28 protein-coding genes, 1 tRNA gene and 1 pseudogene are annotated in these 25,059 nt (G+C 63.9%); 10 read left to right on the top strand and 20 right to left on the bottom strand.

The features are described 5' to 3' along the window. Positions 1 to 59: 59 nt before the first annotated feature. Together DMP03_RS05195 and DMP03_RS14565 are read right to left on the bottom strand one after the other, a co-directional pair. Positions 60 to 722, bottom strand: a complete 663-nt coding sequence (locus DMP03_RS05195; RefSeq protein ID WP_152119648.1) for a cob(I)yrinic acid a,c-diamide adenosyltransferase — start codon at positions 720 to 722, stop codon at positions 60 to 62. A gap of 36 nt (positions 723 to 758) precedes the next feature. Further along, positions 759 to 974 (bottom strand): annotated as a pseudogene (locus tag DMP03_RS14565) (sensor histidine kinase); the annotation flags it as partial. Between the two features lie 689 nt (positions 975 to 1,663). On the opposite strand from DMP03_RS14565, the gene DMP03_RS05185 reads away from it, so the two are divergent. From DMP03_RS05185 to DMP03_RS05175, 3 genes are all read left to right on the top strand, one after another. Then, positions 1,664 to 2,662, top strand: coding sequence for a tyrosine-type recombinase/integrase (locus tag DMP03_RS05185; RefSeq protein ID WP_152119646.1), 999 nt, complete (start codon positions 1,664 to 1,666; stop codon positions 2,660 to 2,662). A 364-nt stretch (positions 2,663 to 3,026) separates the two neighbouring features. Continuing rightward, entirely contained in the window at positions 3,027 to 3,674 is a 648-nt protein-coding gene (locus DMP03_RS05180) for a hypothetical protein (protein ID WP_152119645.1), read from the top strand. Beyond that, a complete protein-coding gene (locus DMP03_RS05175; RefSeq protein WP_152119644.1) occupies positions 3,671 to 4,594 on the top strand; it encodes a phage NrS-1 polymerase family protein in 924 nt (307 codons plus the stop codon). The genes DMP03_RS05180 and DMP03_RS05175 overlap by 4 nt, the downstream gene beginning before the upstream one ends. Before the next feature lie 201 nt (positions 4,595 to 4,795). Here the strand turns inward: DMP03_RS05175 and DMP03_RS05170 are convergent, their stop codons facing one another. The 3 genes from DMP03_RS05170 to DMP03_RS05160 all read right to left on the bottom strand — a co-directional run bounded on the left by DMP03_RS05170 (position 4,796) and on the right by DMP03_RS05160 (position 6,161). Continuing rightward, a complete protein-coding gene (locus tag DMP03_RS05170) occupies positions 4,796 to 5,140 on the bottom strand; it encodes a hypothetical protein (protein ID WP_152119643.1) in 345 nt (114 codons plus the stop codon). Between the two features lie 84 nt (positions 5,141 to 5,224). Next, positions 5,225 to 5,626: a ribonuclease HI family protein gene (locus DMP03_RS05165; protein WP_172967079.1), complete on the bottom strand. Its 402-nt coding sequence runs from the start codon at positions 5,624 to 5,626 to the stop codon at positions 5,225 to 5,227. 461 nt (positions 5,627 to 6,087) lie between these two features. Beyond that, a tRNA-Tyr gene (locus DMP03_RS05160) sits at positions 6,088 to 6,161 on the bottom strand. A gap of 136 nt (positions 6,162 to 6,297) precedes the next feature. Here DMP03_RS05160 and DMP03_RS05155 point away from each other — a divergent pair. The 3 genes from DMP03_RS05155 (at position 6,298) to ftsZ (ending at position 8,428) form a co-directional block, all read left to right on the top strand. Beyond that, positions 6,298 to 6,828, top strand: a complete 531-nt coding sequence (locus DMP03_RS05155; RefSeq protein WP_152119641.1) for a double zinc ribbon domain-containing protein — start codon at positions 6,298 to 6,300, stop codon at positions 6,826 to 6,828. 224 nt (positions 6,829 to 7,052) lie between these two features. Further along, positions 7,053 to 7,223 carry a ribbon-helix-helix domain-containing protein gene (locus DMP03_RS05150; protein ID WP_075937829.1) on the top strand — a complete coding sequence of 57 codons (171 nt, stop codon included), beginning with the start codon at positions 7,053 to 7,055 and terminating at the stop codon, positions 7,221 to 7,223. Continuing rightward, complete coding sequence (gene ftsZ, locus DMP03_RS05145) at positions 7,223 to 8,428, top strand: cell division protein FtsZ (RefSeq protein ID WP_152119640.1); 1,206 nt, start codon at positions 7,223 to 7,225, stop codon at positions 8,426 to 8,428. Before DMP03_RS05150 ends, ftsZ begins: the two co-directional genes overlap by 1 nt. A 157-nt stretch (positions 8,429 to 8,585) precedes the next feature. On the opposite strand, the gene ncsA is transcribed toward ftsZ, so the two are convergent. Together ncsA and DMP03_RS05135 are read right to left on the bottom strand one after the other, a co-directional pair. Continuing rightward, positions 8,586 to 9,560, bottom strand: a complete 975-nt coding sequence (ncsA, locus tag DMP03_RS05140) for a tRNA 2-thiolation protein NcsA (protein ID WP_152119639.1) — start codon at positions 9,558 to 9,560, stop codon at positions 8,586 to 8,588. Further along, positions 9,547 to 10,011, bottom strand: coding sequence for a hypothetical protein (locus DMP03_RS05135; RefSeq protein WP_152119638.1), 465 nt, complete (start codon positions 10,009 to 10,011; stop codon positions 9,547 to 9,549). Before DMP03_RS05135 ends, ncsA begins: the two co-directional genes overlap by 14 nt. A gap of 73 nt (positions 10,012 to 10,084) precedes the next feature. Here DMP03_RS05135 and DMP03_RS05130 point away from each other — a divergent pair, with 73 nt between their 5' ends. Beyond that, positions 10,085 to 10,753 carry a DUF7095 family protein gene (locus DMP03_RS05130; RefSeq protein WP_152119637.1) on the top strand — a complete coding sequence of 223 codons (669 nt, stop codon included), beginning with the start codon at positions 10,085 to 10,087 and terminating at the stop codon, positions 10,751 to 10,753. Positions 10,754 to 10,925: 172 nt separating this feature from the next. Here the strand turns inward: DMP03_RS05130 and DMP03_RS05125 are convergent, their stop codons facing one another. The 10 genes from DMP03_RS05125 to DMP03_RS05080 all read right to left on the bottom strand — a co-directional run bounded on the left by DMP03_RS05125 (position 10,926) and on the right by DMP03_RS05080 (position 19,531). After that, the gene (locus DMP03_RS05125; RefSeq protein WP_152119636.1) at positions 10,926 to 12,017 is read right to left on the bottom strand and encodes an aminopeptidase; all 1,092 of its coding nucleotides are present in this window, start codon (positions 12,015 to 12,017) and stop codon (positions 10,926 to 10,928) included. A gap of 60 nt (positions 12,018 to 12,077) precedes the next feature. Continuing rightward, positions 12,078 to 12,860, bottom strand: a complete 783-nt coding sequence (locus tag DMP03_RS05120) for a methyltransferase domain-containing protein (protein WP_152119635.1) — start codon at positions 12,858 to 12,860, stop codon at positions 12,078 to 12,080. Between the two features lie 39 nt (positions 12,861 to 12,899). Continuing rightward, positions 12,900 to 13,361 carry a cupin domain-containing protein gene (locus tag DMP03_RS05115; RefSeq protein WP_152119634.1) on the bottom strand — a complete coding sequence of 154 codons (462 nt, stop codon included), beginning with the start codon at positions 13,359 to 13,361 and terminating at the stop codon, positions 12,900 to 12,902. Positions 13,362 to 13,437: 76 nt separating this feature from the next. Then, positions 13,438 to 14,301: a deoxyribonuclease IV gene (locus tag DMP03_RS05110; protein ID WP_152119633.1), complete on the bottom strand. Its 864-nt coding sequence runs from the start codon at positions 14,299 to 14,301 to the stop codon at positions 13,438 to 13,440. Positions 14,302 to 14,887: 586 nt separating this feature from the next. Continuing rightward, positions 14,888 to 15,691, bottom strand: coding sequence for a lipoate--protein ligase family protein (locus DMP03_RS05105; protein WP_152119632.1), 804 nt, complete (start codon positions 15,689 to 15,691; stop codon positions 14,888 to 14,890). After that, a complete protein-coding gene (locus tag DMP03_RS05100; protein ID WP_152119631.1) occupies positions 15,688 to 16,422 on the bottom strand; it encodes a ribonuclease H-like domain-containing protein in 735 nt (244 codons plus the stop codon). Before DMP03_RS05100 ends, DMP03_RS05105 begins: the two co-directional genes overlap by 4 nt. Positions 16,423 to 16,524: 102 nt before the next feature. After that, positions 16,525 to 17,184, bottom strand: coding sequence for a DUF4166 domain-containing protein (locus DMP03_RS05095; RefSeq protein WP_152119630.1), 660 nt, complete (start codon positions 17,182 to 17,184; stop codon positions 16,525 to 16,527). 42 nt (positions 17,185 to 17,226) lie between these two features. Beyond that, complete coding sequence (locus DMP03_RS05090) at positions 17,227 to 18,057, bottom strand: ABC transporter permease (RefSeq protein ID WP_152119629.1); 831 nt, start codon at positions 18,055 to 18,057, stop codon at positions 17,227 to 17,229. Continuing rightward, positions 18,054 to 19,028, bottom strand: coding sequence for an ABC transporter ATP-binding protein (locus DMP03_RS05085; RefSeq protein ID WP_152119628.1), 975 nt, complete (start codon positions 19,026 to 19,028; stop codon positions 18,054 to 18,056). Before DMP03_RS05085 ends, DMP03_RS05090 begins: the two co-directional genes overlap by 4 nt. Positions 19,029 to 19,087: 59 nt before the next feature. Next, positions 19,088 to 19,531, bottom strand: coding sequence for a winged helix-turn-helix transcriptional regulator (locus DMP03_RS05080; protein WP_152119627.1), 444 nt, complete (start codon positions 19,529 to 19,531; stop codon positions 19,088 to 19,090). Positions 19,532 to 19,633: 102 nt separating this feature from the next. Here DMP03_RS05080 and DMP03_RS05075 point away from each other — a divergent pair, with 102 nt between their 5' ends. Both DMP03_RS05075 and DMP03_RS05070 read left to right on the top strand, forming a co-directional pair. After that, complete coding sequence (locus tag DMP03_RS05075; protein ID WP_235908517.1) at positions 19,634 to 20,209, top strand: NAD(P)-dependent oxidoreductase; 576 nt, start codon at positions 19,634 to 19,636, stop codon at positions 20,207 to 20,209. Positions 20,210 to 20,216: 7 nt separating this feature from the next. Further along, positions 20,217 to 21,056: an NmrA family NAD(P)-binding protein gene (locus DMP03_RS05070; protein WP_152119626.1), complete on the top strand. Its 840-nt coding sequence runs from the start codon at positions 20,217 to 20,219 to the stop codon at positions 21,054 to 21,056. Positions 21,057 to 21,157: 101 nt separating this feature from the next. Here DMP03_RS05070 and DMP03_RS05065 read toward each other — a convergent pair whose 3' ends face one another. Beyond that, on the bottom strand, positions 21,158 to 21,742 hold the full coding sequence (locus tag DMP03_RS05065) for a DJ-1/PfpI family protein (protein ID WP_152119625.1): 585 nt from the start codon (positions 21,740 to 21,742) through the stop codon (positions 21,158 to 21,160). A 68-nt stretch (positions 21,743 to 21,810) separates the two neighbouring features. Next, complete coding sequence (gene kynU, locus DMP03_RS05060) at positions 21,811 to 23,124, bottom strand: kynureninase (RefSeq protein ID WP_152119624.1); 1,314 nt, start codon at positions 23,122 to 23,124, stop codon at positions 21,811 to 21,813. Between the two features lie 118 nt (positions 23,125 to 23,242). On the opposite strand from kynU, the gene DMP03_RS05055 reads away from it, so the two are divergent. Next, on the top strand, positions 23,243 to 24,163 hold the full coding sequence (locus DMP03_RS05055; protein WP_152119623.1) for an alpha/beta hydrolase: 921 nt from the start codon (positions 23,243 to 23,245) through the stop codon (positions 24,161 to 24,163). Here the strand turns inward: DMP03_RS05055 and DMP03_RS05050 are convergent. Beyond that, positions 24,160 to 24,927: an SDR family NAD(P)-dependent oxidoreductase gene (locus tag DMP03_RS05050; protein WP_152119622.1), complete on the bottom strand. Its 768-nt coding sequence runs from the start codon at positions 24,925 to 24,927 to the stop codon at positions 24,160 to 24,162. The two genes, DMP03_RS05055 and DMP03_RS05050, sit on opposite strands and share 4 nt — an antisense overlap. Positions 24,928 to 25,059: the final 132 nt, after the last annotated feature.

The raw sequence follows: 25,059 nt of genomic DNA, 5'->3' as shown, positions 1-25,059 counted from the left end.
TATAGCTGTTTCGCCGCGTCCGACGACCGTTCGCCGCCCGTCGTCGCTGCGTCCGACGCTCAGTACTCGGTGCCGCGGCGCGCCCGAATCCCGGCGTCGAACGGATGAGTCACCTTCCGAACGTTGGAGACGAGGTCGGCGACGCCCTCCAGATACGCCGGCGAGGAGTGTGAGCCGGTGAGTACGAGTTCGAGCGACTCGGGCTTTGACTCCACGAACTCGACGACCGCGTCCGACGAGACGAGGTCGCGGTCGACGGCGTACAGCAGTTCGTCCACGATGAGCATGTGGACCCCCTCGTCGGCGGGGCCATCGGGGTCGAATGGCGTCGTGAGGTCGGCCTCGCGACATGCCGCCACGACCTCGCGAGCGCGCTCGAAGCCGGCTGCGGCCTCCGCTTCGTGGTCGCGGTCGTCGCTTCCGTCGTTGAGCGCGTGCCAGCCGTAGTGGCCGAGGTTCTCGTAGCTGTAGCCGGGGAGGGCGGCGATGGCGTTGTACTCGCCGCGAGTCGACTCGACGCTGTCTGCGCCACCTTTCATTAACTGGAGCAGATGGACGCGGTAGCCGTGACCGGCCGCGCGCATCCCCATCCCGAGGGCGGCGGTCGTCTTCCCCTTCCCGTCACCCCACCACGCCTGCGTACAGCCGAAGTCGTCGGGCGCGCTCGGCTCGATTGGCTCCGCGGTCGGCGTCTCTCCACCGGCAGGTGTCCGGTCGTGCATACCGGCGGGTGGAGTCTCCCGCTCAAAGTCGTGTCGTCACTCCACGAACTCGACGCCGGTGAACTCGAAGCGTGCCCCGCCCGACTCGCTGTCCGTGAGCGACACTGTCCAGTCGTGTGCCTCGGCGATAGAGCGGACGATGGCGAGCCCGAAGCCGGTGCCGTCGCCGCCGGAGTGGCCGAACTCGAACACCTGGTCGCGCTCGTCGGCGGGCACGCCCGGCCCGTCGTCGGCGACGTAGAAGCCGGTCGGGAGCCACCGCCACCGACGCTCCCAGCCGGTCGGGAAGCGCAGCCGGCGGGCACTCGTCGCTGAGAACGTAATCGTCGGCACCAGCCGCGAACAGGTCACTCGCGAAGGAAGCGTCCCCCTCGTCGGCGTAGACCACGACCGACACGTCCTGTCGACACAACGAGAGCGTCTCCTCGGGTGAGATTGCCGGCCCGACGACGAGCGCGGCTGCACCGGGCAGCCGCTCGCGGGCATCCGCCGGCGTCGCGACTGTCTCCACCGTGTAGCCGGCAGCCGACAGCGCGTCCCCAACCGCCCCGTCGTACGCCTGACCGAGGCAGATCACCCGGGCTGTCACACTGTACTGTGGAACCCATCCCAATTTAAAACGTGTGTCAAACCAGACGGCAGTCAAGACGAGTCGGCGACCAACGGGGCGGTCAAGAAGACGGGAGACAAGTTTCAGCTACGGAAATCGCCCGACGGCGACGGACACCGTTCGTCTCCTCGTTCCACTCACGATTTTCCGAGGTCGAGCAACCGCCGAAATCGCACGACAGCGTGGGAACTGTCGGATGCCCTGATACGGCGTGAGAAGTAGTCCGCCCTCCCCGATTTGAACGGGGGACTGCGGCGCGATAACAGGGTGGCATCGGGCAATCTGCTCGGCTTCCCCGACCGACGTCGTGGGTTCGCGGAGATGACAACCGATGACCCAAAACCTCGAACCCATCGCACCACAGAAAGCGGTAGACCTCTACCTCGCACAACGGGAAGACGACGCTTCTGAGAGAACCGTACAGGCTCACAGATACCGTCTCAAGCACTTCGTGCGCTGGTGTGGACAGGAGAACCTCACCAACCTCAACGGCCTCACCGGTCGCAGGCTGTACGATTACCGACTCTGGCGGAAGGACGACGGCGACCTCAACCCTGTGTCGCTTCGGACCCAACTCTCGACGCTCCGAGCCTTCGTGCGATTCTGTGAGAGCATCGACGCTGTCGAGTCAGGCACCCACGAGGAGATTCTGCTTCCGACCCTCGATGCCAACGAAGACGTGAAGGACGAGATGCTGGACGGAGAGCGGGCAGGGAAGATTCGGGAGTATCTCGAACGGTTCGAGTACGCCTCTCGAAAGCACGTCCTCTTCGAGATGTTCTGGGCGACCTCGATACGGATGGGTACCCTACACTCGCTCGATCTCGAAGACTTCCGCTCGGAGGAGCAAGCACTCGCAATACGGCATCGTCCCGACGAAGGAACGTCTCTCAAGAATGGCAAGAGGGCAGAGCGAACCATCGCCTTGCCAGAACGTACCTGTGAAGTCCTGAGCGATTGGATAACCCACACTCGTCCCGACGTAACTGACGACAACGGACGAGAGCCGCTCATTACTACTAAGCAAGGGCGTGTGAGCCAGAGCAACATCCGTGCCCTCGTGTACCACATCACCCGACCCTGCTACCACGGGGAGTCCTGCTGTTGTGCCGAACAGTACCCCTACTCCTACGCCAGCAAGTGCGAGCAATCACGGAGTCCCCACTGCTTGCGGAAGGGGAGCCTAACTCATCTCCTGAAGAACGACGTGCCGAAGCAGGTCGTCTCTGACAGGGCAGATGTCTCGCCCGACATTCTCGACAGGCACTACAACAAGATGACCGAGGAGGAGAAGATGGAGCAACGGAGAGAGTACCTCGACTCGGTGTGACCGCCCGATTGTCATAGGTTACATATGGAGGAGTGAAAGGAGTGGTAGACCACTCCTCTTAGAATGACAGACAGCAGAGATAACACAGTAGGATTTAAAAGTGATATGGTACCCACGTTCGTCTAGAAAGGCAGGCTAATGGGGCCTCTATGTCCATAAAATGGCGAAAAAACTCGCCGCCACCTTTAAGTGATAATCTCCCGTATAGTAATGTAAGGAAGTCAGAAACGTATCGCTCGCTGAGTAGCCACTTCTCCTGCTGAGGGTGTCCGTGTAGACGGTGGTTTGAGCAGTGGGTCTGGCAGTCGTGAGACTGTTCAGGACGGCTCTTGAGCGACGACTCTGGCTTGTGAGGTGACAGAAAATGCAACGCAACAGCAACGACTCTGGCAATCAGGAGAACAGCCAAGCGTCCGAGAAGGGCGTGGATACAGACACAGCGGAACCCGTTACCGATGGAGGGCAACCGCTCGCGTTAGAGGAGCGACTCGACAGTGGCTCGAAGTCGTGGAGTGACATCCAGAATGACAAGGTGTGGGTGTCTCACCGACCGAGTTATCCACCTTGTACGAGCGCCCGCACGACGCTGTGGGCGAAAGACGCTGACGAGCAGGAGCGATACGAAGTGTTGTTCCTCCTGCAACACGGTCGCCAGCATCCCGCCGAACGACGGGCCAACGGGTACAGCGAGGGGTGGGATGGGCAGAAGGTCCGACAGGAAGACGTCTTCAAGTTCTGTCGAGCGCACGTCATCCTCTCGCAAGCAGAAGTCAAGGAACCCATCAAAGGGTGGGCTGTCCAGAGGGTGATGCAGGAGTCACTTCAGGGTTTCAGCCGCTACTACGAGGGCATCGACGGAGCCGCACTCGGGTTTGCCACCCTCTGCAAGTACGATGATGTGGAGATGGCGAAGGACTCCTATCTGGTGGATGAAGCCGAGGAGATGCTCGGTGTAGATGGCGAGAACTTGGTCGAGTACGTCTGGGGTAAGTACGGAGGTGAAGTACAGTGACGACCTTCACCTTCCAGCAGGACAGCCGAGAGAACACAGGTGGTGATGATTTCCCGAGCCGGTTGAAACAGCGCGACTGCTGGCTCGTGACACAGGACAAGGAGCCGGTCACTCCATCGAGCAAGTGGCAACACTCGGAGAACCTGCTCACCTTCGCCGAGGCACAGGCAGAGGCTCACCGGATCGGTGGACAGGTAGCCTTCTGCTTCACCGAGGATGACCCCTTCGTCGGCTTCGACTTAGACGACGTGAAGCGCAACGGTGAGTTCACCAAGGAGGCTCGAACCATCGTGCAACGGCTCGACTCCTACACCGAGGTATCGAGTTCGGGCACAGGGTTGCACGTCATCGCAGAAGCCAACCACTCGGACGACCGCAAGCATCGCGGTGACTTGTCCGAGGGTGACCACCTAGAAGTGTACGACGAGAGTCGGTACTTCGTCCTCACGGGAGACGTGTACGACGGCCATACATCGGTCGAGAGCCGCTCCTCAGTCGCTCGAACCACACAGGAGGAGTATCTCCCTGTCGATGACCAACCCGACACAGGAGGCGACCAGAAGCCTATGAGCGAACAGGAGTTCGGTGGAGGTGACGTTGATGCAACTCCCGAACAGGTGCGCCGAACCATCCGAGAGTACGGAGCAAGCAGTCGCACCTCGGTTGATGGAGACGCGATCCTCCGACTATGGGATGGGAGTGATGCTGGCTACAGTGGAGACACCTCACGGGCTGATATGGCCTTCGTCAAGCACCTCTACTTCTGGTGTAAGGGCGATGAGCAGTTGATAGATGAGTGCTTCCGAGCCTCTGGTCGGATGCGACCGAAGTGGGACGAGTATCGAGGGAATCAGACATACGGTGAGATGACCATAGGGAAAGCGTATCGAGGCGATACCTTCGAGGGAGAGTACCTGTGAAGTGGAGGTTCAGAAGGGTGTGGTCATCACACACCTCCTGTGTCATTCCGGCGGTCACTCCTCTGGTCACTCTCCTCATTCCACCCTATGACAATCGGGTAAGTGTCACGGAGGTAGACACCGAGAAAGTATCTAAACGGTCTATCATATATCGAGAGCCGTGCTGAAGACAGCCCGCGTACTTCACACCAGAGGCTTGCTTCAGGCAACCTCTTCAAGTATTGACTCACCACTTCCCTCTTGTGATTCCCAATCCCATTCGTCTTCGACACGAACACGGCCGTCATCAAGCAGTTTGACGGTCCCTATGGAGTGCCCACTCGCAGTTTCGTGCTCCGAATTGATTTGCGTGTACCTAATATCCCACTCACTGCCATCGAACGTTCCAACGAGATGCCCATCGACGATATCACCACCGGAGTAGTGTGCGTAAATCCGGTCGCCCTCTTGCTCAAACTCAAAGCGGGTATCCCCACTCACTTCACCAGCGTCAGTATTTGCAACACCAACAAGCGTCCGGCCATCGAGGGATATTTCGTCTGTCATATACAGTTTCACTCACGGTGGACTCAAAAAAGCCGCCGAAACACGTTGCTGAATCCAGCCTCTATATTTAACGAGCAGATTAATTCAGTTTGCGAAGGCTTCCTCCACCAACTCATCGGCCTCTCCGTTTTCCTCTCGTGAGACGTGCTGTATCTCAAACTTCTCGAACCCGTCAGCCAACCCCTGTGCGCGGTCGCGGAGTTCACGAAGATGAGGCTCTCTCGTCTTCCACTCACCGTTGACTTGGCGGACGATTAACTGCGAGTCGCCCTTCACCTCAACGTCGGTACACCCCATCTCTGAAGCCGTCTCCAGCCCTCGGATGAGTGCCTGATACTCGGCTTCGTTGCAGGTTGCCGTCCCAATCCGTTCGCTTCCCTTCTCCTCGGTTGAGTTGTCTATCTTGACGATGTACCCGATAGCACCCCGACCGTTATCTGGTGGACGGGCACCTCCGTCGAAGTGGATAATAGCGGATGTGGTCATCACCAACCACCACCTGTGTCTTCTCGTCTGTCCATCACTCGATACGTGCCACTCTGCGTTGAGACTCGTTTCATACTTCCTCATTCTATCCTATGACAATCGGGCGGTCTTCACGGGGTATTTCCCATATAGCACATCTGGCGGATATTCAGGCTCGAATCCACCTTGGTCGCATATGGCTGGTTGCAGAGCAGGGGTATTTTCGGAGTCGGGGTGGCCTCTTTCTATGGCACCGAGTTCAACGCGCTGTATAAAAAATACGCCGCGCAAGGCTTGTGAACCGGAATGACAGCAGTACGTGACTTCGGGCCGAAAGTTTCTAGGTTCCCCAATACGTTCGGCTATACGCGAACGCACGACGGCGGTAACCCGAGTCAGGTGACCTGTTGAACCCAAACACGTCGAGATGGAATCGCACGACTGCGCAACTCCTCTCGGCTCTGAATCGTTCGGCGGAGAAGTCCGCCCTCCCCGATTTGAACGGGGGACAAGTCGATCTACAGTCGACTGCTCTACCAGTCTGAGCTAAGGGCGGGCGTACCAGAATCCAGTCGGGTGTCGGACTTAACCGTTATCATCGGACGCCGGATGACGGTTGACAGACGGAGGTGAGACGGCTGTCAGACACGCGGGAAGATTGAAATACCGCGCCACACAAGCAGAGACGACTGATGAGTAAGATAACGTTCCGGGCGGACGACGAACTCGTCCGACAGCTCGACGAGTTCGACGCCTCGAAGAGCGAGGTGATGCGCGAGGCGCTGCGCGAGTATCTCGACGAGCCCGGAACGTCGGATACGGAGCCGACCCCGGAGTCGGGGACGGTCGACGCGATGCTCGCAGACCGCATCGATACGCTCATCGAGGAACGGCTCGGTGGCGTCCGACGCTCTCCACAGGACGTAAACGTCAATATCACGCTCGAAGGGGCTGCAAACGCCGTCGAGGCCGACGCGTCGACGGACGGTGAGACGCGTAAGACAGAGGACGCGCCGGACGCAAACGCGCCGGAATCGGAGCCGGAGACGTGCAAACAGTGTGGCGACGAACTGCCGCCGTCTGCCGTTTACTGCGCCAACTGTGGAGAGAAAGCCACCCACCGCGTGTTCTGTGAGTGTGGCGACGAACTCCGCTCGGACTGGGCGTTCTGTCCCGCCTGCGGCCGTCGGACGACCGCCGCAGACGTGTTGAACGACTCGTAAGACACCGTAATCGCGCGTTTCGTCGCCGTATACGCCGATTCCCTATTCTTGTCTTACGCACCATGCAAACATTTATAACCCCACAGTCTGTGCATACGGTTGCGTAAGACGGTCGTCTTACAGAACGGGCGGGGTCGGACGTACCCCAGCGCTGTCGGGCGTTTCCGGGCTGTAAACGTGTTGCGGGTGTGCACCGCACGCCGTCTTACTCAGGGAATACAACAATGGAGCGTGTGACACTACGAATTCCGGAACAGCAGATCGCCGGCGTCGAACAGATGGTCGATACGGGAGAGTTCCCGAATCGCAGCGAAGCGATTCGCTCGGCCGTCCGTGAGATGCTGAATGAACAGGAAGACCACGAGGACGAGACGCGCCCGTGGGCGAAGGTCTGATGCAAGACCTCGTCAACTCCGCGTTGGAGAACGCAGAGGCAGAAAACCGCGACCTCTCGGAGGCGGGCAACGACGTCGACGGCTTCGGCGACCCGCGAATCGCCATCATCGGCTGTGGTGGCGCGGGCAACAACACCGTCAACCGACTGTACAACATCGGCGTCAACGGTGCCGACACTATCGCTATCAACACCGACAAACAGCACCTGCAGATGATCGAAGCCGACACCAAGATTCTGGTCGGCAAGTCTCTCACCGAGGGACTCGGTGCCGGTGGTGAGCCGTCGGTCGGTGCCCGCGCCACGGAGATGGCACAGGGCACGATTAAGGAGGTCCTCGGCGACGCGGACCTCGTCTTCGTCACCGCGGGCATGGGTGGCGGAACCGGGACCGGTGCTGCGCCGGTCGTCTCGAAAATCGCCAAAGAGCAGGGCGCTATCGTCGTCGGGATGGTCTCGACGCCGTTCAACGTCGAGCGCGCCCGCACGGTGAAAGCCGAGGAAGGACTAGAGAAGCTCCGCAACGAGGCGGACTCCATTATCGTCCTCGACAACAACCGTCTGCTGGATTACGTGCCGAACCTTCCCATCGGGAAGGCGTTCTCGGTGATGGACCAGATCATCGCCGAGACGGTGAAGGGCATCTCGGAGACCATCACCCAGCCGTCGCTCATCAACCTCGACTACGCCGACATGACCTCTATCATGGGACAAGGCGGGGTCGCGGTCATGCTCGTCGGCGAGACGCAGGATAAGAACAAGACGCAGGAAGTGGTGAAAGACGCGATGAACCACCCGCTGCTCGACGTGGATTATCGCGGCGCGACGGGCGGGCTCGTCCACATCACCGGCGGTCCGGACCTCACGCTCAAAGAGGCCGAGGGAATCGCTCAGAACATCACCGAGCGACTCGAAGCCAACGCGAACGTCATCTGGGGCGCGCGCATCGAGGACGAGTACAAGGGGAAGGTGCGCGTCATGGCCATCATGACGGGCGTTCAGTCGGCCCAGATTCTCGGCCCGTCGACGCAAAAGCAGGCCGACGCCTCGCGCGAGGCCATCGACGCCGATGTGGACGGTATCAACAAGGTCGACTCCGACATCTCGCGGGCGACGGAGTCGTCCGGCTCGGAGTTCGGTACCGGTCACACGGACGGCGGCGAGTCCCCGACCGAGACGAACAACGGTCTCGACGTTATCCGATAAATCAGATATCGTATCTGACTTTTTGCGGTGCTGTCTTGCGTTTTGAGCAGTAACTGTGCGCGTATTTATTCTGACATAGTTGGTGAGTCAGAACAGACAAGTCGCGTATTACACGTGGCAGACACGCGTATGACGCGCGGCAGCCACAGGGCAGACGCTACCGCGCGGGAACCTCGCCGTCAACCGCCTCGACCAGGTAGCACTTGCGACACACGTCGCGGTCGGTCGGCGCGCCACAGCGGTCACACTCCCCGAGGTCGTCGACGCCGTCGCGCAGCGAGTCGGCCGCGCTCTCGGCGAGCTGTTCGTAGCCGGCCATGATGGAGTGGCGCGTTCCCGGGTGATTCGATTCGAGCTTCAACAGGAGTTCCTGAATCTCACCGCGATACGCCTCGCTCGCGTGTGGACACTCGGTGATGTGGGCGGGCAGATTCTCGACGTGCGCGTAGAGCGCGACTTCTTTCTCCGGTACGTCGCGCAGCGGCTTCGCTCGCGGGACGAACGTCTCCTGGGTCTCGCGGTCGTCGAAGCCGCCCAGGGAGGCGTCGAAGTGTTTCGCAATCTGGCGGGGGTTCCCTTCGAGGAAGTTCATCAGGGCAGTCTGGGCCTCGTCGTCGAGGTTATGGCCCGTCAGCAGCTTGTCCGCGCCCAGTTCGTCAGCGTACCGTTCGAGGATGTCCCGGCGGAACACGCCACAGTACGCGCAGGGAGCCATTCCCTCGGGGTCCTCTTCGGCCACGTCGTCCATCTGGACCCCGAACTCCTCTTCGTAGGTGACGAGTTCGTGGCGAAGCTCGAGGTCGTCGGCGAGTTCGACACAGGCGTCGACGCTCTCGTCGCGGTACCCCTCGATGCCTTCGTGGATCGTCAGCCCGATGAGTTCGATACGCGGGTCCTGCTCGAAGGTGTCGTGGAGAATCTTCGTGAGGACGACGCTGTCTTTCCCGCCGGAGAGACCGATGACCCACGTGTCCGGGTCCTCGGGCGTGGCGTCGTCGGGGACAACTCCGTCCTCGCGGATGCGCTTGCGGACGCGCTTCTCGACCGACTGGGTGAAACACCCCTCGCAGAGATGCAAGCCAGAGTAGGCGAGATGCGTGACCGCGTCCGTCCCGCACTTATCGCAGTCCATACGCAGGATTCGTCGCGAACCGATTACGGCTTTCGCTCACTCCCCAGCGCGTCCGGCCCGGATTCGAGGGCCGCCCGCACTGTCTCGATGTGTTCGCCGCGACACCGCGAGGCGAACAGTTCGTGCCCGCCGTCGTAGGCGACCCGATGGGATTCGGGGACGCGCTCCTCGATTTCGCCCGCGCTGAGACCCCGTCGGTCGGCGAGTAGAACACGCTCGCGCGCTCGGCGTCAAACGGCAGCAGCCGTTGTTGGGCACAAGACGCCTCCCGCAGGAACGTCGGCGCGGCTCGGCTCGGATTCTCGGCGTAGCGCTCGTCCGTCGTTAGCTCGCCCAGTTCCGCCTTCTCGATGCCCGCGGGCAGAATCGGCGTCGCAATCGGTAGCCGCATCGCCAGCGAGACGACCGGGTTGCCGAGGTCGTCGCCGTCGCCGAAGGTCGCGGTGCGCATATCCGGGCCACGGCGGGTCGTCGCTTGTATCCTCGGGCGCAAGCGGTTTGTCCGACACCGCCTACCTCCGGGTATGACAGACGTGACCGCCGGCATCGACCGCGAGCGGGCCGTCGCGACCATCGAGCGCATGCTCGACCGCGCGAGTGACCCCCTACCCGTGCCGCTGCGCGAGATCTGGGTCGCCGGCGACATCGTCGTCGGACTCGACCCCGTCCCGCGCGTCGATATCTACCTCACCAAGGACCTGCTGTTCAAGGACAGCCCCGAACGCGAAGCCGAGTTCGAGGAACGCCACGGCGTCGCGGGCGTCGGCAAGAGCGTCCGCGCGGAGTGGGCCGAGGAGCATCCAGACCGGCTTCGCGCCGACGACTCGGGCTACGTCGACCCCGCCGCCTGTCTCGTCGCGCATCTACTACCCGACACCGACGACCTCCCGATTCGCGTGACGGTCTCGAACACCGGCTTTGAGCGCGCCGTCCCCAAGCGTCTCGGAAAGTTCGACGACGGGGACGACACGCTCCCGCTGGACCCGCGGGCCGCCCTGCTGTGGGCCGACGAGGGCGACGGCGGGACGGTCAGTGCGTCTGCACTCGAAAAGCTTCGCGACAACGAGTTCGTCTTCGCCACGCTGGAGCAGGCGCTCGCAATGGTGGACGACGACGCCGATACAGAGGCCGCGGCCGACGCAATTGAGACGTTCGATACGGACGGGCGAACAATCGAGAGCGACGTGGTGTAGGGGGTCGCTCCCGCTCGTTCGTGTCCAAACTCACTTCGCTCGTTTGGACTACTCCGCGTGTCGCTCGCGCTGCTCGCTCCCGCGTCGTTTCTGTTCAGCCTCACTTCGTTCGGCTGAACTACTCCGCGTGTCGCTTGCGGCGCTCGCTCCCGCGTCGTTTCGACGCCTCGTGTTACTCGGCGTCGCTCTCCTCAAACACGAACGTCCCGTCCGTCTGGATGCGCTCGCCGTCGACCTCGATGAACGAGTCCTCGCTCATGTCGACGATCATGTCGGTGTGGACGGCCGAGTCGTTGCGCTCGTTTTCCTCGCTGACGGTGTCCTCGTAGGCCATTCCGATGGCCATGTGGACGGTGTCGCCCATCTTCTCGTCGAACAGCATGTTGTAGGTGAACTCGTCGATATCGCGGTTCATCCCGATACCGAGTTCACCAAGGCGTTTGGCTCCCTCGTCGGTTTCGAGCAGCGACGTGAGCATCTCCTCGTTCTTCTCGGCGTCGTGTTCGACGACCTCGCCATCTTCGAAGACGAGTCGGGCACCGAGCACCTCGCGGCCGTGGACCATCACCGGCTTGTCGAACAGCACCTCGCCCTCGACGCTGTCGGCGATGGGCGCGGTGAACACCTCACCGCCCGGCATGTTGTGCTTCCCGCAGTCGTTTTTCACGATGTTGCCCTCGATGGACATGCGCACGTCCGTCGTCTCGCCGGACTTGATGTGCACCTCGTCGGCGTCCTCCAAGATGTCGACCAACTGCGACTGGTACTCCTCGACGGCGTCCCAATCTTTGTTGACGGCGCTCCAGACGAACTCCTCGTATGCTTCCGTGGACATCTCGGCCTTCTGTGCGCCCGACGGCGTCGGGAACTGCGTCCCGTTCCACCGCTTCTCGAGATACTCCTGCTGGATTGGCTTGTTCTCGGCCGACTGCTTTTGTCGGGTCTCCGGAGGCACGTCGCTCTGTTCGGACATGTTCTGTTGACCCCGGATGGAAATCATCGCGTCTGCGGCCTCGATTTCGGCCAGCGCCATCTCATTGAGTTCGATGTCCTCCTCGTCGACGGCGCGCATGTAGGCGCGACTCGCGCGGGACGAGCCCATCGAGACGGAGGTGGTGGCGCCGCGTTCAGCACACAGTTCGTTGACGGCGACGACAAGGTCCTCGGCGGCCGGCTGACCGCGGATGAGAACGTTGTCGCCCTGCTGGATTTCGGTACTGTGGTCGACGAGCACCTCGGCGTGCTCGCGGATACGGGGGTCCATACCCATCCTCGTGGGGCCAGACAGTTAGCTTCCCGCAGAAACCGGTTTCTGTTCACATCTTTATACGTCGCCGACGGCGACGTGGAACGGAACCGTCTCCCGACGTTCGTACTCGCCGGCCTGTGTCTGTTCGAGGGCTTCACGGCCCATCTCGCGCCACGCCGCGCGCAGTCGGTCGAGGGCGTCGGCATCACCCGCGAGGTCACCTCGTTGCGTGTGAATCGCGTCACCGCGCGCCTTCCGACCCACGGCTTCGAGGTCCGCTTCCGAGTACGGCGGTGCGACCGTCTGGGTCTGGTCGCGACGGGCCGTCTGGACGTTCGTGAGTCCTGCCTGCTCGAACAGCTCGGCGAGCCGACTCCCGAGCGTTACGTCGGTGTCGACGCCGGCGATGTAGCGGTTGCGCGCCTCGCCCGCCAGCCGCGACTCGCTCGCGACTGTCGATTCGACTGTGACGGCGCTGTTGTCGGGTTCGACGGCCGCGACCGACTCGCTTGCGACGCGGGAAAGCTCAGCGAGTGCGCGCTCGGGGTCGGGGAGATTGATGAGCAGCGCCTGACAGACGACGATGTCGAAGCTGTCGTCCGGGAAGGGGAGTCGGTAAGCGTCGGCGCGCACGCCCTGTACGTCTGGCGGGAGATACGCTAACAGGTCCGGGTCGCGGTCTGCCCCGACGATGCGGGCGTCCGTTTCGTTTCCGAGAGCCGCCGCAAGTTCGCCCGTCCCGCAGCCAACGTCGAGCACGGAGCTGCGGCTGGCGAGTCGGAGGGGTTCGAGGGTGGTCCGGTCGGCCCACATCCCCTCGCGCGTGCGGTCGAGATACTCGGCGGAGAAGCGGCGCACACCGCGGGTTCGATACGGTTGAAAAAAACGGCGTCGGCTCTACGCGTCGAGTTCCGTGCCACACTCGGGACAGACGAGCACCATCCCGTCGTCGCCAAACTGCATCTGCATGTTGTCGCTGTCGCCATCGGGGCACGGCTGCGGGAGTCGCACGTCGCCGCTCTCGCGGGGCGCGCCGAGCGCGATGACCGCTGCCTCGCCGTCGCCGGTGTTCTCGCTGGTCTGGTACTCGCCGGGGGCAAATCGGATGGCCTCTTCGCCGTCGAGCACGACCGACTCGCCGCCGTCGTAGCCGACGGTGAACGTCACCTCGCCCTCGACGACGTAGAAGATTTCCTCTTGATCCATGTGGGTGTGAAGCCCGCCGGACAGCCCCTCGCCCGGTTCGACGGAGTAGTGATTGATAGCGAGTCCGGTCGCGTCGAGGGCGTCGGTCAGGCCGCGCCGGTCTGCCGCTCCCATCCCGCCCGACTCAACGTCTGCCACGGAGACTTTCTCCATACGGTCAACTCGGGAGCCAGCCTCAAAAGGGTCGACCTCTCGGTTTGCTTCTGAGACGGTCCGCTGACCCGTCCGTTCACGCCTGGTGCAGTTCGCGGACTCGCTCGATGTTCCACGGGAACGATTTCCCGTCTTCCGTCGGCGTTTCGAGCGCCATCGGCACGCCGAGGTCGGCGGCGGTGTTGATGAACGCGCGCATCCCCTCGACGCCGATTTCGCCCTCGCCGATGTGGGCGTGTTCGTCCTTGTTGGTGCCACAGGCGTGTTTCGAGTCGTTGAGGTGGACGTACGAGAGCCGGTCGAGTCCGACGACGTCGTCGAACTCGGCGAACGTCGCCTCGACGCCTTCCGCGGTCGAGAGGTCGTATCCCGCGGCGAAGACGTGGGCGGTGTCGAGACAGAACTCGATGGGCTCGCTCGTCTCGTCGGCGACGGTCGCGAGATGCTCGAACTGCCCGCCGAGTTTGGTGCCCGACCCCGCGTCGGACTCGATGAGCACCGTCACGCTCTCGGGCACGTCGAGGTCATCGAGCACGGAGCCGGCGTTCGCCAGGCCACCCTCTACGCCCGCGCCGGTGTGTGCCCCGAGGTGGACGTTCACGTACGGGATTCCGAGGCGGTCGGCCACGTCGACCTCCTCCTGCATCGACTCCAGTGATTTCCGGCGGAGGTCGTCTTTCGGCGTACAGAGGTTGACGAGATAGGAACTGTGGATGACCCACGGGCGCACGTCGTTTTCCTCCGCGAGGTCGCGAAACTGCGTCGCGGCTTCGTCGTCGACGTCCGGCGACTGCCACACCTGCGGCGAGTGGGAGAAGATTTGCCCGCAGTTGCCGCCGTAGTCGACCTGCTGGTGGACGGCGTTCGCCGGCCCGTCGTACGGACCCGCGCTCTTCGCGATTGAGGTGTGTGCCCCGATTCGGATGTCGTCTGCGCTCATGGTCGTGGTCGGGTGTCGGACATGAAAAGTGGTCTTATTTGGCCGGCTCTGGTGGTGTGTCCGGTTTCGACTTTGTTGTCGTTGTTTGGCTTCGGGGAGGGCACTGTGCTGGTGGACTCAGCTTCAGCAACACCGACACCGCTCTCGTTGCTTGGCACCGGGGAAACGATACCGCGACCGCTGGCGGTCAAGTCGCGCCACGAGGGCGCGACGGACCGCGCCAACCCTCCCCCGGACCGCACACGCTCGCACAGCGAGCGGTGCGGTAGGCCACCGCCTCGGTTGCCCGATCAAGCAACGCAGTGCGGTGGCGTGAGCCGGCGCGCCTCGTGCGCGCCCGTCGTCGCGAGGTCGTCGCGAGGGCACCGAGCGACGGTTTGTCAGCGCTTGCTCTGACAGTGGACGAGTGAGTGGAACGAACGAGTCGGCTGGGGAGGCGTGTGGGCTGTTGCCGTGGGTGGACTGAAAGGGGCGTTCCGGCTATTCACAACAGAGCAATCACCAGACGATACGCCCGGGGATTTCAAGCCGTGCTCACCAACGTAGCCAAAATCAGCGAGAAACACACTCAAACGATAGCAAAAACCTAGGTCGTGGGGTCGTCGCGGTGTCGCGTCCACGCCTCGGACCCGTACTTCTCCCGGGCGCGCCGTTCGGCAAACGCCACCTCGTCGTCCGACCACTCCCCCGTCTCGGCACCGGCCCACTCGGCGAGCGCCTCCTCCAGCGCCGCCACCACGTCCGACCGCGACAGCTCCGGGCGAAGCTCCTCAATGCTCGTCACCCGGCCCTCGAACTCGGTGGGCGACACATCCTCGGCAAAACACCGCAGGTGGCGCTCCGGGTCACTCCGGAAGGAGATCGAGCCGTGTTGGATGACCGCGTCCTTCCGGCGATACTGGGCGTTGCCCGACAGCTTCCGGCCGTCGCCGGCGACGATATCGTGGGCCGGGTGGAGCGCGCGGAGATAACAGGCCGGCTCGTGGATGGCCGGCTGCTCCTCGTCGGCAAAGTGTGCGTCGATACCGAGCGCATCGAAGGCGGAAAAGAGGGGCTGACAGAACCGCTCGTACGTCTCCATCAGGTCGCCCGGAACCTCGTCGGCGGGGGCGATAATCGAGTAGGAGATGTCGCCGTGGGTGTCGTGGTAGATGCCGCCGCCGCCGGTGTTGCGCCGAATCACGTCGATTCCGGCCCGTTCGCAGGCGTCCCAGTCGACGCTCTCGGGAGCCTGTCGGTAGCCGAGCGAGAGCGTACTGGGTTGCCACTGATACAGCCGAACGGTCCGGGGACCACCCGCCGCGGCGGTCCGGGCGGCGGTCTCGTCGTACGCCATCGCCTCCCCGCCCGGCAGGGTCTGCTCGCGGAGCAGTCGCCACTCCGCGCTCATTCGACGAAGGTCTGGTCGTGGAGGCGGTCGGTGACCTCATCGAGTAGGGTCTTCAGATTGACCGTGTCCTCGCGGTTGTAGGAGACGAGTGTCTCCAGCGAGCCGTCCTTGCCGCGCTCGTGTTCGCGCCACAGTCGGACGGCGTCGCGCCCGGAGATGTCTGGGCGGTCGCGCTCGATTCCCACCTCCGGTTCGATGGCCTTCAGCCCGCCGGACAGGCCCACCTTCTTCGCGGCGTACATCGCGTCGATGTGGGGCGTGTCGATGTCGAGGTCGAACGACTCCTCGAGGAAGGGCACGTCGAAGGAGACCCCGTTGAACGTGACGAGCAGGGAGCCGTCCAACTGCTCGCGGAGGTTCCCGGCGGTGAGGTCGTCGCCGCGGACGAGGGTCGTGGTGTCGCCGTCGCGGTGGAAGGAGACGGTCGTCACGTCGTCGCGCCCGGGCGAAAGCCCGGTCGTCTCGATATCGAAGAAGACGGTGTCATCACGGAAGTTCTCATAACAGCGCCACAGTTCACTCGACGGGAATCGCTCGCCGAAAAAGCGGCTGTCCTCACGGTCGAGGCGGTCGCGGGCGGTGTCGATGAACGCCTCGATCCGCTCGCCGGTCGTCGGACCGACGTGGCTCGGGTCGAAGCTGTCCCAGTTGGTGACGCCCGCGGCCCAGAGATTCCGCTCCGTGGTCTCCCCGACGCCGCTGACGGGGATGAAGCTGTTCTCGATGCGCATACCGGCAGTACCCGTCCACCGGCTAACGTGTTTCGCTCGCCGCGGGCGGAGCCAGTCGCCAGCCGACGAGTCCACCGACAGCGACACTCGCGTCGAGACGGTTCACGGCGGCAGCGTCGTCGGCCTCGCACACGGCTCGACGGGCTCGGCGCTCGCGTCCGTCGTCTGCGTGAATCGCCCGGTGTAGCCGAGGATCTCGCCGGCGAGTGGGTTCGACACCTCTGCCCGCACCCGAAAGCGGTCCTCGTCGGGGAGGAATCTGTCGCGTACCTCGACGGTGGCGGCCATCGGGCCGGCGAGCGGGAGATACCGGCCGCCGGCACGGAGCCACTGCTTGCCCCCCTCCACGATGAGTTCACCGTCCGCGACGCGGGGGTGGAGTTCGCTCACGATGTGGCCGTCTCTCCCGAGGAAATCGAACAGGCGGTCGCGCGACGCATCGTAGACGGTCAGCGAGTCGAATCGCCGACGCTTCGAGTCGAAAATGAACGCGCGCTGGGTGATGAGCGCCTCCCGACCCGCCACCTCGATGCCGGCCGTCGTCACGGTGAACGGAACCGCTTCGCCCCGTTCGGGAAACAGCAGATTCCAGCGCGGCATCACGTACAGTCCGGGGAGAACGAGCGTGCCACGGGTAATATCCATCTCGCCGCGGCCAACCCAGACGCGGTCGTCGGTGGAATCGAGCGCGTACCGGTCGCGCACGCGCTCGTGGAGCCGGTCGGTCTCGTCGCCGAGTTTCGCCGCGTAGACACCAGTCATTCTCGTGATGATTTCGCGGGAGCGAGCAATGAGCGTTGGGGGCTACGACACCGAGGAGCTCGACGCCCGCCCGATGAGATAGACGGCGGCGGCCCCGAACGCGAGGTCGAGAACGGTTAGGATGGCGAGTGCGGGAACGAGCGTGTTCCAGACGCCGGTGAACTGCGTCACCTCGATGACGGTCATTGTGTCGCGACCGAGCATCACCGCCCGCGCGGCGTCGATGCCGTAGGTGACGGGGTTGTACTTCGCGACGGTCTGAACCCATCCCGGCAGCGCGTCGAGGGGAAGAAACCCGGTCGACAAGAAGAGGAGGGGAAACTGCATCACGTTGGAGGCGATGATGGTCGACTCCTGATCGCGGGTGACGAGCGCAATCACGTTCGACAGCCCCATGAACCACAGCGAGAAGACGACGCCGATACCGATGATGGCGAGGGCACTCGGGATACCGCCGGCGATTGAGGCCCCAAGCAGGGTTCCGAGCACGAGGATGATACCGATCTGCACGGCGATGCGCAGCAGTTCGGCGGTCGCCTTCCCGAGGAAGACACCGCCGCGGTGCATGGGACTGGCGAGAATCTTCTCGAAGATACCCTCCTCGATATCCTCGACCAAGCCGATACCGGAGGTGACGGCCGCGGCGAGTGCCACCTGAATCGCGATGGCCGGCACGAGATACGTCTCATAGGTGATACTGCCGCCGCCGCGGTTGATTGCGCCCGTCGCCACCCCGCCGAACACCTGCGTGAACAGGACGAGGAAGATAATCGGCTGGGCGAGCGAGACGACGAGCACGAACGGATTGCGCACCGCCTTCAGATTCCAGCGCTTGAAGTTCACCCACACGTCCCACAGGAAGCCGTTGCTCATTGAGCCGCCTCCGTGAGCCCGTCCTCGTCGTCGGTGACGGCGAGGAACACGTCATCGAGCGATGGAGCGCGAACGTTGAAGCCGGTGACGGCCACGTCACCGTCGCGCAGTGCGACGAGCAGGTCCGGCCCGCGCTCGCGGGCGGTGCGGGCCGTGACAGCCACCCCGTCGTCGGTTCGCTCGACGGTGGCGTCGGCCGCGAAAAACTCCCGTGCGATATCGAGCGCGCGGTCGGTGTCGGTCTCGTCGGCGAGGTCGATATCGAGCCGTTCACCGCCGACGCGGGATTTCAGTTCGTCGGGCGAGCCGGTCTCGACAATCTGCCCGTCGAGGATGAGCGAGAGCCGGTCACACAGGTAATCCGCTTCCTCCAGATACTGCGTCGTCAGGAAGACGGTCGTCCCGCGGTCGTTGATGCGCTGGAAATACTCCCACAGGCGGTTTCGCGCCTTCGGGTCCAGCCCGGTCGTCGGCTCGTCGAGAAAGACGAGCGGCGGCTCGTGCACGAGGGCGGTCGCGGCGTCGAGTCGTTTCTTCATCCCGCCGGAGAAGCCGTCCGCGGTCTTGTCAGCAACGTCGGCGAGGTCGACCAAGTCGAGCAGGCTGTCGATTCGTTCCTCGCGTTCGCTGCCGGTGACACCGTACGCCTCGCAGGCGAACTTGATGTTCTCGCGGGCGGTGAGGTCGGTGTCGATTGCCGTCTCCTGTGCCATGTAACCGACCGACTGGCGGACGGACCGCCCCTCGGTCAGGGTGTCGTAGCCGTTGACGGTGACGCTGCCGGCCGTCGGCGTCAACAGCGTCACCAGCGTCTTGATTGTCGTCGTCTTGCCCGCGCCGTTGGCTCCGAGAAAGCCGAAGAACTCCCCTTCGGGTATCTGGAGGTCAACGCCACGGACGGCCTCGGTTCCGTCGCCGTAGGTCACCTCGACGCCGCGCGCGTCGATGGCGAGTCCGCTGGTCGCTGTCATCAGGCCTCTTTGAGCTGCCACCCGGAAAAAACAGGCGAGTGAGCCGACCTGAATCGACTTCAGTTTTCGTAGTCGAGTTCGTACTCCATCGCCCACTGGTGGAAGTGGCCGAAGGCGGGGAACAGCGCCTCGGCGCGGTCGGTGGGGCGATACTCCACGCGTGGCGGTATCTCGTCGTACGACTGCCGGTCGAGCAGTCCGCGCTCGACCAGTTCGCTCAGCCGCTGTGAGAGCGTGTCCGGTGAGATATCGAGACGGGTTTCGATATCAGAGAATCGCAGCGGCGCGTCGGCGAAGGCGAACTCGCGCAACAGCGCCATCGTGTGAGCCTTCCCGAGTAAGTCGAGCAACGACGAGACCCGCTGTTCGACCCGTTCGCGTTCGCCCGCCGACAGCGACGCCCGGCACTTCTGCGCGCGCTCGCGGTCCTGTGTGTCCATACCGCGACGTGTCGTCGACCACTCCTGAAGCTTGTGGCCCGCGAGCCGGTGCGACAGCGCCATTACTCCTACACTTCGAAGTTAGGAGTATATGTTCTCTCGCCGCCAGTAGTGTGGTATGAAACTCGCAGTGTTCGCGCGACGGGACGAACAGGAGAGCCGCTGGTGGCACAGGCACTCGACCGCGGTCACGAGGTGACGGGGTTCGCACGCGACCCGGCGGATATCACCCACGAGGACGACCGGCTGACGGTCGTGACCGGTGACGCCTACGGAGGAACCAACGTCGGGGAGGCGGTTGCCGGAGCCGACGCCGTGGTGAGCGTCCTCGGGCAGGGGAAGGAGAGTCCGGACGACCTGCTCACCGCGGCGGGCGACCACATCCTCGAAGCGATGGCCGACGCCGGCGTTGAGCGATTCATCACGCTGGTCGGGGACGGCGTCCGGGAGCCGGGCGAGTCGGTGAGTTTCGGCGGGCGGGTGATGGGGGGGCTGCTGAAGCTCGTTGCGACGGAGGTGCTGGCCGACGCCGAGAGCCACGTCGACCACGTGAAGGCCAGCGACACCGACTGGACCGTCGTCCGCGCGCCCCGACTCACCGACGGTGCGTACACCGGTAACATTGACCATGGGCCGACCTCGAACTCGGACTCCGAGACGCAGCCACCCGGGCGAACGTGGCCGCGTTTATGCTCGACTGCGCCGAGGGCGACGACTACCTGCACGAACTCCCGAAGGTAAGCGACCGGTGACGGTGCTCGTGACGGGCGCGACCGGAACCGTCGGGTCCGCCGTCGTCACGGAACTCAACCCGACCGAGTTGCCGGTCCGAGCAGGCGTTCGGGACCCGACGGCGACCAGCCTAAGCGTCGAGACCGTCACCTTCGACTACACGAAGCCGGAGACGTGGGGGGACGCACTCGACGGCGTCGAAGCCGTCTTCCTCATGTTTCCGCCGGGCGTCACGCCGGGTCGCGTCACGGACTTCGCCGACGCAGCGGTTCGGACCGGCGTCGAGCGACTCGTCTTTCTGTCCGTGCTCGGTGCCGACAAACTCCCCGTGCTCCCACACCGGCGCATCGAGCGCCACCTCGAACGACTCGACGCCGAGACCGCCGCGCTTCGGGCGGCGTACTTCATGCAGAACCTCAGCGGCATCCACAGCCCGGAGATACGCGAGAGGGGTGAGCTGTTCGTCCCGGCAGGGGAGGGCCGACTCGGCTTCGTTGACGCGCGCGACGTGGGGGTGGTCGCGGCCAGACTACTTACCGGCGAGCGTCGGCTGGACCGGCCGGCAGTGACACTCACCGGACCGACGGCACTCAACTTCGAGGAGGCGGCAACGGTGTTCAGTGCTGAACTCGACCGCGAAATAACGTGTCCGAATCCATCACGTCGCGCCGTTGCCCGTCGGATGCGCGACCGCGGGCTATCTGCAGGATTCATCCTGTTCATGCTCGCAGAGTATCAGGCCACTCGGTTCGGGCTGACCGCGCGGATAACGGACGCGGTCGCAGCTCTGCTCGGCCGCGAGCCACGGACGCTGGCCCAGTTCGTCGCGGACTACCGCGACCAGTTCCGTCCGTAGCTGTTTTGCTATAGCATCATGCAGTTTACGCTTACCGATAGCTGGTGGGAGCCACGAACACAGAATAGACAGCAAAGAGCCGTGAGAGCGACGTTACGGGGCTATACCACGAGTACGTCGTCGCGCGGTTCGTACTCCATCTCGCGGGCGACGCGGTCGCGAATCTCGGAGCCGAAGGCGCGTTCGACGAGATAGAAGCCGGCGTCGAGTCCGGAGGTGACGCCCGCGGCAGAGACGACACCGTCGTCGACGACGCGCGCGTCCACGACCTCCACCCCCGAGGCGGCGAGGTCATCGCGCGCGACGGCGTGGGTGGTCGCTTTCTCGCGGAAGAGTCCGGCCTTCGCCGCCAACATCGCCCCGGTGCAGACGGTGGCGACGTCCGTCGTCTCGGGGAGCGTGGCGAGCCGGTCGGGAATTCGGCCGTCGTCGTACTTTGCGCGCACGCCCGGCCCGGACTCGCTCCAGCCGCCGCCAGGAACGACCAGCAGGTCCGGTTCAACGAGTTCGCCGTCGCTTCCGACTCGGAGACCGTGGCTCGCGGTGACGAACTCGCGGTCCTCGAGCGTGACCATGCGAACCGACCCTCCTTCGTCGGCGTACTCGACTGCGTTCGCCAGCACCTCGTAGGGACCGACCGCGTCGAGCTCGTCGAAGCCGTCGTACAGCAGTATCTCTACGTCCATGCCGGCGGTTCGCGAAGTGCGCGATTCAACCTTGCGGCGGGTCGGTAAGCCGCGACGTGAGATAGAAATCAGGTGACGCCGCCGGAGTGGGTGTCGAAATGCTCGTGTGCGCGCGTCTCGTGGACCTCGCGGAGCGTCTCGATTACGTCGAGCACGTCACCGAATCCAGTGTACAGCGGGGCTGGCGCGACGCGAATCACGTTCGGCGGGCGGAAGTCGACGACCACGTCACGAGCTTTCAGCGCCTCGGTGAGTCGGTACGCCTCGGAGTGTTCGATTGCGACGTGGCCCCCGCGGCGAGCAGCCTCGCGGGGCGACCCGACCTCGAACGAGTCGGGAAGAGTTCCGACGAGGTCGATAAGGTAGTCGGTAAGTGCGACGGATTTCTCGCGAATTCGGTCGATACCAGCCTCGAGCGTCACGTCGAGCGCGCCGTCGAGTGGGGCGGCCGCGAGGATCGGTATCGTGCCGATCTGGAAGCGGCCAGCTCCCGCAGCGGGGGTGAACTCGTGGTGCATCTCGAACTGCGTCTGCTTCTCGTGACCCCACCAGCCAGCGAGGGCAGGGTGGAGGTCGGCGTTCGACTCGTGACAGAACAGCCCCGCTATCGCGCCGGGACCGCCGTTCAGATACTTGTAGTGACACCAGACGGCGAAGTCGACGCCGTGATCGTGCAGCGAGTGGGGAACGACGCCCGCAGAGTGGGCTAAATCGAAGCCGGCGTACGCGCCGTATTCGTGTGCAAGGTCGGTCAGCCGTTCGACATCGAGCAGTTGACCGGACCGGTAGAAGACGCTCGGGAGGAAGAGCACGTCCACGTCGTGCTCGCGGAGCGCACGCTCGATGGCGGCGGCGATAATCGTCTTACCGTCTTCGGATTCGACGACCGTGAGGTGGTCGTCGGGGTCGAGACCGCGCTGGCGGAGCTGGGCGCGGATGGCGTAGTGGTCGGTCGGGAAGTCGAGGTCGTTGACGAGAATCGTCCCGGGATTCGAGGCATTGGCTGCGCTTCCGCCGTTTGCGGCGTCGTAGAAGGTCGCGATGAGCGTGTGGATATTCGTCGTCGTGGAGCCACAGACCGCGACTTCCTGTTCGCGCGCGCCGACGAGCGGGGCAAGTTTCCCGCCGAGTCGCTCGCCGTAGCGGAACCAGTCCGGTTGGGCATCAGTCCATCCCTCGACCGCGTGCTCGCGCCACTGCTCGACGGCGCGGTCCAGACTCGCCTCGGCGTCTGTCGACAGCGCACCGAGCGAGTTGCCGTCCATGTACGTTCCCGGTACGTCGAATCGCTCCCGGAACGACGCGAGCGGGTCGGCGGCGTCGGCGGCAGCTGCCGTCTCACGGCGCGCGTCGAGGCCGATATCGACCGATGGCGTCTCCATACACACCCATCGAAACCCAGCTACAGGGGTCTTTCGGACCCGATAATAAATCATATGCTGCAATATCAAATTCATCTCCACCCCGAAGTTTGAGGGGCGTGTCGGGCGACGCTGTCGCATGAGCGAACCGCTAGACAGCGATCTTGCGACGATTGTCGACGCATTCGCGGCGACCGGCGTCCCCGACTGGCACACCCTCTCGGTCGAGAGCGCGCGCGAACTGGAGGATGACGTGTTCGCCCCCGACCGAGACACGGCGGTCAGATACACGCGCGACGTCGAAATCGACGGTCCTCACGGCGCAGTCCCGATACGCGCCGTCCGCCCGGCCGTCGGCGGCGAACTTCCGACGGTCGTCTTCTATCACGGCGGCCTGTGGGCGCTCGGCTCGCTGGACTCCGTCGAAGACATCTGCCGAGATATCGCAGTCCGGACGCCGGCCGTCGTGCTGGCCGTCGATTACCGACTCGCGCCCGAACACCCGTTTCCGTCGGGCCTTGACGACTGCATCAGCGCGTACGCGTGGGCGCGTGACAACGTCGACGCCTTCGGGGGCGACCGCACGCGCGTGAGCGTCGCGGGGACGAGCGCCGGCGGGAACCTCGCGACCGGCGTCGCTCGCTTCTGTCGCGACGGCGATATCCCGACGCCGGACCGTCAGACTCTGCTGTATCCGATGATCGACGACGACCGGACGCGCGACTCGTACACCGAAAACGAGTCGGGACCGCTGCTCTCGCGGGGCGCAATCGAGCACTTCTGGGAGGCGTATCTCCGCTCACCGGTCGACCGCGCGAACCCGTACGTCGCGCCGCTCCGTGGCGACCAGTCGGGGCTTCCGACGACAACGGTCGTCACCGCCGGCCACGACCCGCTCCGCGACGAGGGGGTCGCGTACGCCGAGACGCTCGACGCCACCGGAGTCGACACGACACACCAACACTACCCGTCGATGTGTCACGGCTTCCTCTCGCTGACTGACGGGGTCGCCGTCGCGGACGAGGCGATGGACGCCGTCGCCGACCGAATCGTGGATTAGATCGCGGCGAGACCACCGTCGACGACGTGGACCTCGCCGGTGACGTAGCCCGCGGCGTCGCTCGCCAGATAGACCGCGGTGCCGGCAATCTCCTCGGGTTCAGCGAATCTGCTCGCCGGAATCCCGTCGAGCAGTTCCTCGCGAATCTCGTCGTTCCCCCGGACGCCCTCGGTGAACTCCGTGATGACGTATCCGGGCGCGAGGCAGTTGACCCGAACGTCGGGGGCCCAATCGGCAGCGAGCGTCTTCGTCATCCCCGCGATAGCGTGCTTCGAGGCCGTGTACGGGGCCTGCGACGGTAATCCGACGACGCTGCCGACGCTACCGATGTTGGTGACCGACCCCTCACCGTCGCGGTCGGTCACGCGAGTCGCGAACTCGCGGGTACACCGGAAGGTGCCCGTCGCGTTCACGTCCATGATGTGTTCCCACGTCTCGGTGTCGAGGTCAGTCGCGTCCCCGAAGAAGGGGTTCGTCCCCGCGTTGTTGACGAGCGTGTCGACGGGACCGAACTCTCGTTCCGCCGTGTCGAATACGCGCTCGATGTCTGCTTCGTCGGTCACGTCGCCGACACAGGCGACGGCCTCGCCGCCGGCGTCGTGGATGCGGTCGACGGTCGTGCCGAGGGCATCCTCGCTGCGGGCGACCGGGACGACGGCCGCACCGGCGTCCGCCATCGCGACGGCGATTGCCTCGCCGATACCACGGCTCCCGCCCGTGACCACCGCGACCGACCCAGCCAGTGAGAACATTTCGAGTGTCATGACCGAACGTGGCTCGGCCGCCCACAAGACTGTTTCCTCGACCATGGGGTCGTCAGTCCGTCCATTCGTGCTGAACCCCCGATTCGATATCGCAGTATACCATTTACCGTGTACAGACAACCACGAGTGCCT

Origin of the sequence: Halosegnis rubeus (assembly GCF_009184545.1) — an archaeon.
GTDB classification, from domain to species: Archaea; Halobacteriota; Halobacteria; order Halobacteriales; family Haloarculaceae; genus Halosegnis; species Halosegnis rubeus.
The sequence above is the reverse complement of the archived record's forward strand: the minus strand, read 5'-3'. Positions and strand labels throughout refer to the sequence as shown.